At 58.2% G+C, this 8866-nt stretch carries 14 protein-coding genes; 6 read left to right on the forward strand and 8 right to left on the reverse strand.

The features are described from left to right. Positions 1 to 261 precede the first annotated feature (261 nt). The gene (locus C9413_RS22135; RefSeq protein ID WP_040115887.1) at positions 262 to 570 is read left to right on the forward strand and encodes a hypothetical protein; all 309 of its coding nucleotides are present in this window, start codon (positions 262 to 264) and stop codon (positions 568 to 570) included. A gap of 74 nt (positions 571 to 644) precedes the next feature. After that, positions 645 to 884 (forward strand): hypothetical protein, encoded by a 240-nt coding sequence (locus tag C9413_RS22140; RefSeq protein ID WP_040115886.1) that lies wholly within the window; start codon positions 645 to 647, stop codon positions 882 to 884. Positions 885 to 1019: 135 nt separating this feature from the next. On the opposite strand, the gene C9413_RS22145 is transcribed toward C9413_RS22140, so the two are convergent. From C9413_RS22145 to C9413_RS22160, 4 genes are all read right to left on the reverse strand, one after another. Then, complete coding sequence (locus C9413_RS22145; protein ID WP_166677481.1) at positions 1020 to 1163, reverse strand: hypothetical protein; 144 nt, start codon at positions 1161 to 1163, stop codon at positions 1020 to 1022. Between the two features lie 79 nt (positions 1164 to 1242). Continuing rightward, positions 1243 to 2031, reverse strand: a complete 789-nt coding sequence (locus C9413_RS22150) for a DUF1236 domain-containing protein (RefSeq protein WP_040115885.1) — start codon at positions 2029 to 2031, stop codon at positions 1243 to 1245. 114 nt (positions 2032 to 2145) lie between these two features. Continuing rightward, a complete protein-coding gene (locus tag C9413_RS22155) occupies positions 2146 to 2541 on the reverse strand; it encodes a DUF1236 domain-containing protein (RefSeq protein ID WP_040115884.1) in 396 nt (131 codons plus the stop codon). Positions 2542 to 3436: 895 nt separating this feature from the next. Further along, positions 3437 to 3880 (reverse strand): PPC domain-containing DNA-binding protein, encoded by a 444-nt coding sequence (locus tag C9413_RS22160; RefSeq protein WP_040115883.1) that lies wholly within the window; start codon positions 3878 to 3880, stop codon positions 3437 to 3439. 19 nt (positions 3881 to 3899) lie between these two features. On the opposite strand from C9413_RS22160, the gene C9413_RS22165 reads away from it, so the two are divergent. Further along, complete coding sequence (locus C9413_RS22165; RefSeq protein WP_170250915.1) at positions 3900 to 4097, forward strand: hypothetical protein; 198 nt, start codon at positions 3900 to 3902, stop codon at positions 4095 to 4097. A 97-nt stretch (positions 4098 to 4194) separates the two neighbouring features. Here the strand turns inward: C9413_RS22165 and C9413_RS22170 are convergent, their stop codons facing one another. The 3 genes from C9413_RS22170 to C9413_RS22180 form a co-directional block, all read right to left on the reverse strand. Further along, positions 4195 to 4956, reverse strand: a complete 762-nt coding sequence (locus C9413_RS22170) for a hypothetical protein (protein ID WP_040115881.1) — start codon at positions 4954 to 4956, stop codon at positions 4195 to 4197. Between the two features lie 79 nt (positions 4957 to 5035). Then, the gene (locus C9413_RS22175; protein ID WP_040115880.1) at positions 5036 to 5581 is read right to left on the reverse strand and encodes a GXWXG domain-containing protein; all 546 of its coding nucleotides are present in this window, start codon (positions 5579 to 5581) and stop codon (positions 5036 to 5038) included. A 459-nt stretch (positions 5582 to 6040) separates the two neighbouring features. Next, entirely contained in the window at positions 6041 to 6301 is a 261-nt protein-coding gene (locus C9413_RS22180; RefSeq protein WP_040115879.1) for a hypothetical protein, read from the reverse strand. Between the two features lie 201 nt (positions 6302 to 6502). Between C9413_RS22180 and C9413_RS22185 the strand changes: the two genes are divergently transcribed. Further along, positions 6503 to 6937: a hypothetical protein gene (locus tag C9413_RS22185; protein ID WP_170250916.1), complete on the forward strand. Its 435-nt coding sequence runs from the start codon at positions 6503 to 6505 to the stop codon at positions 6935 to 6937. Between the two features lie 187 nt (positions 6938 to 7124). On the opposite strand, the gene C9413_RS22190 is transcribed toward C9413_RS22185, so the two are convergent. Then, positions 7125 to 7331 carry a hypothetical protein gene (locus C9413_RS22190; protein WP_052451849.1) on the reverse strand — a complete coding sequence of 69 codons (207 nt, stop codon included), beginning with the start codon at positions 7329 to 7331 and terminating at the stop codon, positions 7125 to 7127. A gap of 308 nt (positions 7332 to 7639) precedes the next feature. On the opposite strand from C9413_RS22190, the gene C9413_RS22195 reads away from it, so the two are divergent. Continuing rightward, entirely contained in the window at positions 7640 to 8176 is a 537-nt protein-coding gene (locus C9413_RS22195; protein ID WP_040115878.1) for a Spy/CpxP family protein refolding chaperone, read from the forward strand. A gap of 39 nt (positions 8177 to 8215) precedes the next feature. After that, the coding region (locus C9413_RS22200; protein ID WP_170250917.1) for a response regulator transcription factor at positions 8216 to 8866 on the forward strand (651 nt) is incomplete at its 3' end.

Below are 8866 nucleotides of genomic sequence, written 5' to 3' on the forward strand. Positions count from 1 at the left end.
ATTATAAGCCCGGTGCTGTACGGGTCGCGCCGCCCTGGATGAACGTTCAAACGACCCAATAGCAGCGCGTGAGAGCGGCGATCAGTCCCTCGGGCTTTCATGGCTTCCAAAGCAGCTGCGGAGAAGGCGGGGTTCGAGCCAGGAATAGGCCTTTGTGGAAGGGTGCGATCAGACCAAGGTCCGACGTCTAGTCGCGAAGGAGCTGCTACAGTGCAGCTGCACGCAAGGCGCGCTGCCGCCACGTTTAGATCAGGGAGGCTCATGTCCCACGGTATCATCAGCGAAATTCGCGATGCGCGGAAGGAACTGTTGAGCCTTTCAATCAACGATCGCGAGCATCTTGTTCGCCGGATTGTGGATGAACTGCACGCGGTTCGCACTAGCGACTTTTCCGACAGCCCGTTCGCCAACAGCACGGGCCTCGACCACCTTGTTGCACGCACTTACGACACGATCCCGGAGATAGCGCGGATGGACGACAAGAATTTTGGAATGGTCCTCGACCAGTTCGTTGAGCTGCTCGAGACGATTACGAGCATCGTTCGTCTGCCGCCGACAGTGCTGCACTAAGGGCGAAGTGTTAGGGCAGCTAATGACGGGAACGTCATTTTCATAAGGGCGCGCGTTATGCTGACGGAGTTCTCATGGACGCATACATTAACCACTATGTCGAACTTAGCAGCCGCCTTCGCTCGGCGCAGGCCTTTTGCGAATTTCTGGCATCCGGCGGAAGGGTATGGGACCAGCTGGATGGCGCAGCCTGGCGCGATGTTACGGCCGAGGCTGAAAAGCGCGAGCTTCAAAAGGTCAGGGCACTGGAGACGCTCCGGCGCCAGCTTTACCCTGATGTTGCCGCTGAGGACAATTCGCCCTTTCGCCATTGATGCCGGAGCCTCGCTGGCGGACGCGGGTTCAATCCAGGCGACACGATATCCATTTTAGGCCTCTGAGCGACCTCGCGTCCTAGTTCTGGGCGGCCCTGCGAGCAGCAGAAGCTGAGGCGCCCAAGTCCCTAAGCGTCACGGCGAGCGCACCACTTGATGATGCAGAGCCTGTTGCACAAAGACACGGCTCGGCGCCGTCTCTGCGGGATCACCGAGCACCATGAGCGCAAGAACGACAGCTGCGATGGCCGCTGCGATCACCGCGAGTGGAAATCCCATATCACTAGCCCTTGTTTCGTCGCATAAGATGGTCTTCTCTTGCCCCGGCGGACCTTGCCGCCGGGGAAGTCGGTCCTAGTCAGACGATGATGTAGACGATCTTGAACGTCGAGGGTTCGACGATGATGATCCTGCCATCTGCCAGGATGAAGAAGCGATAGCCTTCATATTGCGGGACGATCTTGACGATCCGCGGCGGCAGCGGCTCAAGTCGGATCGTCTTTGGTATTGCTGTGCCAACCTCAACCGCGAAGTCGACTTCGCGAACCGGCTCGACATTGACTTCCTTCACGACCTGCTGGATTTCAGTCTTCTGTTCGACAGAGATGTTGACTTCGGTTTCAGTCTTAGTGGAAGTGGATTGATCGGACGTTCCCGTCGTCGTGCTTCCACCCGTCGTGCCAGTGTCGCCCGATCCTGTGGCGTCAGACGGCTTATCGGATGTGGCTTTTCCATCAGGCGAAGTTGTTTCTCCGGAGCTCTTCGTCGAGCTCTTTTCGCTCTCGCTGCCGGATGCAGGCGCCTGCTGCGAAGTGGATCCGTCGGCAGGTTTCGTTGTGTCTTGCTGTTGAGTGGTAGGCTGATCGGTACCTTGCGATGAGCCGGATGTACCCGTTCCTCCGCTATCGGGTTTGACCGTTGTGGCGTCGCCCGTTCCTGCGGACGGGGCTTCTTGACCCGAGCCGTTGCTTGGCGCTTCTGCGCCTGACGGCTGCTGCGATGTGCCGGATTGCGGCTGCTCGCCTTGCGTCGTGCCCTTCTTGGGCAATATAGGAGTTGCATCCTGCGCGGCTGCAGAAAGCAGACCAACTGGCGACGCGCCGAGCGCGAGCGAGGCGATCAAGACAGGTAGTATCTTGCGGTTCATAGCTAAACTCCATAGCCGAGGACGTACTGCGCCAGAGGGCGTCGCAGCACGACGTCCTTGTGGTGTCGTTTGAGTTGGCAGGTTGGACCCGGCATGCCGGGTCCAACCTTGTCGTCAGTTGACGATCTGGATGACCTTGCGCGAGGAAGGCTCGACGATCACACGCTGGTCGTTGACCACAGCGTAGGCGTATGTCGGGTCATCGGGCACCGGAGTGACGACAACGGCCTCAGGAAGAGGCTGTCCGACGACCACCTTCTCCTTTATGACGACGGTGCCCGACGGAGGAGGCGCTTCGCGCACATAGGTTACGACCTTCGGCGGCGGCGGATCGAGTAGAGTCCCGACGACCGCACCTGCCGCGCCCCCGATTGCGGCACCGGCCGGACCGCCGACGATTGCGCCTGTGGCTGCACCGCCAACCGCGCCGTTAACCGTCGATGATCCTGCAAAGGCAGCACCCGACATGAGGGCGATCGCAGTGGTAGAGACGAGAATCTTGGTGAACATTTTCTTCTCCATTTCCGTGGCTGTCTTGGCAGCCTCACAGGTGAGCAAACGACAACACAATGGAGCGGTTCCCTCCGTCAGACCATTGGCCTGAAGCACTTAAGACTTTGGTCTCATTGAGTTCGTGTGGTAGCTGGTTGGTCTCCCTCACCTGCGATCAAGTTCAGCGGACAAGCACCTTATTGGTGGCAGGGAAAATCTTTTCAGACCAAAGAAAATCTTCATGGCGAAGGTTTCATCAAGACGTTCGAGCGATAGGTTTCGGGTGTGTAGCGACGGGGTAAGTCCAGCTACTCCTGCTTTCGACGGGCCACGCCTGGGTCGTTGTTGCCCCGTCGACGTTGCTTGTCGCTCCCGAGACAGGGCATGATCTGCAATCTGAGAAGTCGTGCGACGCTTTTCTTCATGCTCGCGATGCTTGCACAATTCGTGAAGCCGTCGCCGTATCTCCCGCGCTGCAATTTTCATCATGGAGGCGCGATGAAAGTAACGGTCGACTGCCAATGTTTGCCGCGGTGGCTCACTCGGAGGTCCTTCAGTGGCTGGTTGTCGCCCAACAGGTCATTCGAATATAACAGCAGCGCGTTGCGGGCATCATCATGGTCGCGCTGAAGCCAGGGAGTGGCAAGCTCAGCATGGTTAGTTCTTCAACAGCCTGAGACTCAACAATAAAACCCGCTGAAGCGCGGGCAATGCATTTCACGAAATATACTGCGACAAGGGCTCGTCCAACGACAGGTCGAAGGCGAGCCCAAGCCATCAGCTGAGTTCCAAGGGAGTTACGCCCGCAGCACTGCAGATCACGCAGATTCAGCGACTGGTAGGACGATGAAACGCGATCGTCATAAACGTCCAGGGAAGAGACCGCTCGTGATCGCCTGATCCAGACCGCCTTCTACAGGTCGATCAGCGCGATGCCAAGGTCTTCGCGCTTTCTGCGGCGGAATCCGACTGCGCTTTCGCGGATGATGATCTCGAGCGTAGGATGCACGGTGCCCTTGATAAAATGGCCGCCCCGGGTGCCTCCGTCTGACAGGCCGAGAACCACATGCATGTGGAGGCTGGCCTTGCCGTCGTCACCGATGGCAATGTCTCCAATGGCACTTAGGACCTCGGTCTGTTCCTCAACCGGGATCTCCTTGTAGTTCTTCGTCGCGAACTCGAAGAAGCCGAGCGTGGCGCTACGGAAGGCCCCGATGGCGGTTAGCGACGCGCCGCCGACCTTTTGCTCCTCGGCAAAGCGCGTGATTGCTTCGAACGCCTCTTCGCCGTCGTCCAGGACCAGCACAAAGTTGCGCTCGCGCCACGGATCACTTTCGGCAAGTTCCTTGCTCTTCATTTGGGTCCTCCTTGGAAGAATGGGAGTTTCATCAATGTCGGTCGTCACGAACACGCTCCGCATCACGCTCCTCTACGAGCTGCACAGGGATCTATGCCTCAAGGATGTCGAGGTCTCGGCGGTGGCTGAAGCATTCTACCCCTGTATACGGGTCGCGATATCGGTAACCGTCGACACCTACTGGCTATATTCTGGCGTTCCATATGAACGCCAGTGAACAGCTTCATAAATGAAAGAGGGACGTCAACGCCCGGTCCCTTCTTCTCCGACGGCCACCGACCTGCGCCGACAAGCGTCGATCAGCTCGTCCGCGCTTATCGGCTGCGTGGGAAGCTTTGCTCCTGACGCAGCCCGTCCATGTCCTGGCTCTGACGAAGTTCGCGGTCGGCAGGACCCTGTCCTTCGGCGACCGTTCGCTGATGACCGGTAGGAAGGATGTCGTCGCGCAGATGTTCGTCCACGGGAACTTCCTCATCGAGCTCATAGGCTCGCACGCGCGAAGTCGTAGACTCACCGCTTCTCATGTAGTGACCCGCACCCGCCGCAGACCCCGCGGCGGCGTCGGCTTCGAACACATCGTCGCGAGAGCCGGAGACCTGCTGGTCGCGGTTCGCTTCTCCGAGACGGTTCCGATCATATCTCGCCTCGACATATGTCTCGTTCGGCTTCAGGACGTTCCAGCCTTCGCTGCGCCAAAGGTCGGCGCGTTCGTCCATGTCGATTGCTCCTTCATCGTCGAGTATGTCGTGGGCCGTGTCGTAGGTGGCCTCGTCCACCGAAGCGGACACCAGGAAGCCACCGCGTCGAAGTCCTTCAGCATAGACGGCACGGTCTTCGTCCGGAAGGAGCCAGTCTCCGAGTTGAGGCCAGAAGCCCCCACGATCGTCGCTTTCGACTTTAGCCTTCTCGGCATCGGCTTCGTATCCCGGCATCAGCCGGACGTCGGTGACGCCCGCCTCTTTGAGGCGCTCGACGGCATCCTCCGCTTCGCGTCGTGAGTCAAAGAACGCAGTCAGCATGCTCTTTGCCGGTTCGCCCGAGACCGCGGGGGCGCTGTCGTTGTAAAGATTGCTCATGTGGTCCTCCGATTGCTGCTCTTCCCTGCGAACGGTCCGAGCCCGACAATGTTCCGGGCGACGCAGTCCAAGCCGTACGCTACACGCCCGCCACCTTCACTTTCCGAAGCCTGAAGAAATACCGGCACGGGTCGTCGCGCACGCACATCATTCCGACCACTTCGTCATGACTTACAAGCCGGAAGTGGTCGACGATGGGCTGCTTGTCGTAGATCAGCGCCGCGCTTTCGACTTGTTCAAGTGTTTGGAGCGATATCGAAGCTGTCGTACCTTTTGCGCGCAACGCCTGCTGAAGGTGCAAAAACAGCTTCCGAGCAACAGCCGTTCGTCCCAACGGTGCCGCCTTGATCGCGAGCCCAATGGGGATATAGGCGGGATCAATCGCCACAAGCCGTCCGGGGCGCCGTTGGAAGAGCAAAGCGTCCGCCCGCATGTCGGCATGGAAGCGCTTTCCGAACCAGTGCAAGTTCTCGAGGACGCCGTCCAGCGGGTGACCCGACGGAAGGCCGACGCCTTTCCAAAGTCCGATCATGTCCTTTGGTTGGACAGGGTCCAATGACCGCAACCAGGAAGTCATTTCCTGCTGCTGGTCGCCTCGCATGGGATCTCGTTCTCGGCAGCTCATCTCGATCAAATGAGAAGAAAGTCCGGAAGTTCCGCATTCATGGAGTCTCGCGCACTTCCTGGTGAAACGCCCACGCAACGGCCCAGTGGGAAAGGGCGGTCGCGCACCGATCGCGCTTCGACTTGTCTGATATTCCGGGTTGTCCGACCGCGACACTGACTTCAATCTGCCCCAGCCACCGGAACCATTGGACGTCGGTTAAACCTGCTGCCCCGGGAGAGAATGCTACAAATAGGCGACATCTGAACGCCTCGCGACGGTTTCGCCAAAAGGGAAACGTATGTTTTGGATCACAACGGGCGCATCCTTCGGCATCATCGATGGAACGGAGGCCATGCAGCGGTTCTGACGCAATAGGGAATGGCAATAATTCGCCGATATCATCACCCTGATGCTGCTGATCTTCTGGCCGAGCGTAATTTCGAACGCCCGTCTCGCTAAGGCCGGGCGGCTGTTTTTTCAGTGCTTCGTTCTGTGCATGCCGTCAGTTGCCGACCCACTTTCATCGACGCACTTCCAAGAACCGTCTTTATTCTTCTTCCATTTACTCCCTTCCTCCAGAGCGGCCATGAGTTTCACTACCAGTTCGGGATCGTCACCTTCTGGCACCATCCCAACTCTCATTTCAAATTTCGGTTTCTCCGTAATATCGACCCAGAACTTGTGCCCCTCGAACTCAAGGACAGTTTGGCCTGCTGGCAGTTTTGTTATCAGAGACACAAGTGTTTCCTCCCTTTCATTTAAGGCTTCGCTAATACTGCCATAAAATTGCCGGTTGGAGGAGTCTGACCTTCTTTTGTGCAATGAGACCCGAACCGTCGGAATGCGGGAATTTGGTCGCGTTCTTGCGTCGATCTGATCCGATAAAATATTCTGATCTCAATCACTTATCCAGGAAGGTTAGGACTCTAGCCGAGGCACTTGCGCGACACGCTATTCCACCCGCATCCACCTGCATGGGGCATTTCTTTGATCTGGGATGGGCGTATTGCCAACCAGCATAACGGCTCGATGGCATGTGCAACCAATGTTGATCATGTCAACAAGGCATGCAGTGCGATGGCGGCAACAAAAGTGATAACAACGAGCCAGGCAATCTGCATGGCTTGGCGATTGGCTTTTTCGAACACGCGAAATCGTGCCCCTCGCTTCGGGCGAAGGCGATGTGGCCGAACGGGAGCGGCGCTGGAGCGGACGCTCTTCTTCTTTCCTGACGTCTCGGCCTCCCTTGAACAAATTGCGACCAACCTGCTTCTAATGCCGCAGAGGACGCGTAGTTCCCCGAAGACGACGATCTCGGCCGCCGATCTTGCAGGATCATCCCGGCTCGATGAAGCCAAACCTTTGTTTGATTGAACCGATAGCTGCGGCAAAAATCCCCCGCTCGATTGGCGAGCAGCATGGAGACGCCTGTTGGATTGCAGGCCGACGGCTCATGCCGACGATAGCCATTCAGTCAGTATCTGCGGGTTGGAAACTGGAACTACGCCATGCGCCGGATTGATGTGCCCATCTGGGGTTTAATGCCAGACGGGCATCTCGATTAACGCGTCGCAAGCAGCTCCCGAAGTTGATGGGGCTTATCGACGCCGAACTCAAACCACATCACCAACTCCCTTGCAGCCTCTTGGGCCTCCAAGTTCAAAATGTCGTAGTGACGACTGTCGCACCATTCCTTGAGCAAACCGTCCAGCATGTCTAGATCCTTTGAAGACAGCACGCGTTTCTTCAAGGCCACTTTGTGTGACATTCTATTTCCTCCCAAAAATAGTACTTTTACCTGCTGTTGACCCCAGCGCGTATGACTTTAGTCTAATGTTTCTTTCTCGAAAATACACTCCGGCATACTTTGACGTTTTGACCGTGTAACTGTCTGTTTGGGCGCAGGAATTTTTTACCGAGTAGCATGACGGCCGACGTAATCTCATCGATGCGGCCCAGCCTGGCGACGGCGTGCTGCGGCTTTACATTCCTTTACATTTGCCCAGAACACTCGAAACGTTGCCCTGTTAGCGTTCCATCATTGCAGCAGGTGCTGCGCAGTGAAGGAGACTAACGATGGAAAACGAGAACAAGAATTTGGCGAGCCCGACTTTCGGCGAACCAGCCTCGAAAGGATGGGGGCGACGCGCCGCGATTGGCGGCGTGGTAGCCGTCGCTGTAGTCGGCGCGGCCGGTTTTGCAGCCGCGAGGAGCGATGTTTTCAGCTTCGGCATGGGCGGCCACATGATGCACGCACATATGGGAGGTGGCGGCTTTATGGAACACCGAATAGGCTCCGTGCTTGACGAAATCGAGGTGACATCCGAGCAGGAAGACAAGATTTGGGAGATCGTCGACAAGGCGCGTGATGAGATCGGGCCGACTTTCCGGGACTTCCGCGAGACGCGTGAGCAGGTTGTCGAGCTCCTCGGTGCTCCGACCATTGACCGGGCCGCCGCGGAGAAGCTGCGCAGTGAGCGCGTCGCGGCCATCGACGCGGCCTCGCGCAAAATGACGACTGCTCTGCTCGACGCCGCCGCAGTTTTGACGCCGGAGCAGCGCGTTAAGCTCGTCGAGCATTTGAAAGAGCGCAGGGGCCGCGGCCGGTGGTAAGGCTAAGTGGGCCGAGCGGACTGAACGGAGGGCAAAGTAATGGCGCAACGGGTCTTGATTGTTGACGACGATACGCGCCTCTCCGCTATGCTCGCCGACTATCTCTCCGGCAACGGTTACACCGTCCACGCCGCGGCGACGGCCGCGGCGGGCCTCACCGACCTTGGCCGCATTATGCCGGATGTCGTGATTCTCGATGTCATGCTGCCAGACCTTGACGGCTTCGAGACCTGCCGGCGCATGCGCGTGGTATCGGACGTGCCGATCTTGATGCTGACGGCCAAAGGTGAAGAAACGGACCGTATCGTCGGGCTGGAGCTTGGGGCCGACGACTACCTGCCCAAGCCTTTCAATCCGCGCGAATTGCTGGCGCGCCTGAAGGCGATCCTGCGCCGCCGCAACGGGAGCGCAGCGGTTTCGCGCGTCCTGCGCTTCGGACGGTTGGAGATCGATGCGGGATCCCGCTCGGTCAGGATCGATGGCGATGAATGTGTCCTGACCAGCTATCAGTTCGACTTGCTTGTGGCGCTTGCCGAAAATGCCGGGCGCACGCTGTCGCGCGAACGGTTGATGGACACGGTCAAGGGCGAGGCGTTGGATGCGTTCGACCGCTCGATGGACGTCCATATGTCGCGCCTCAGGGCGGCGATAGAAAGCAAGCCCAAGCAGCCGGTGAGCGGTGTCACCGTA

The organism is Rhizobium sp. SEMIA 4085 (assembly GCF_013004495.1).
GTDB lineage: Bacteria > Pseudomonadota > Alphaproteobacteria > Rhizobiales > Rhizobiaceae > Rhizobium > Rhizobium gallicum.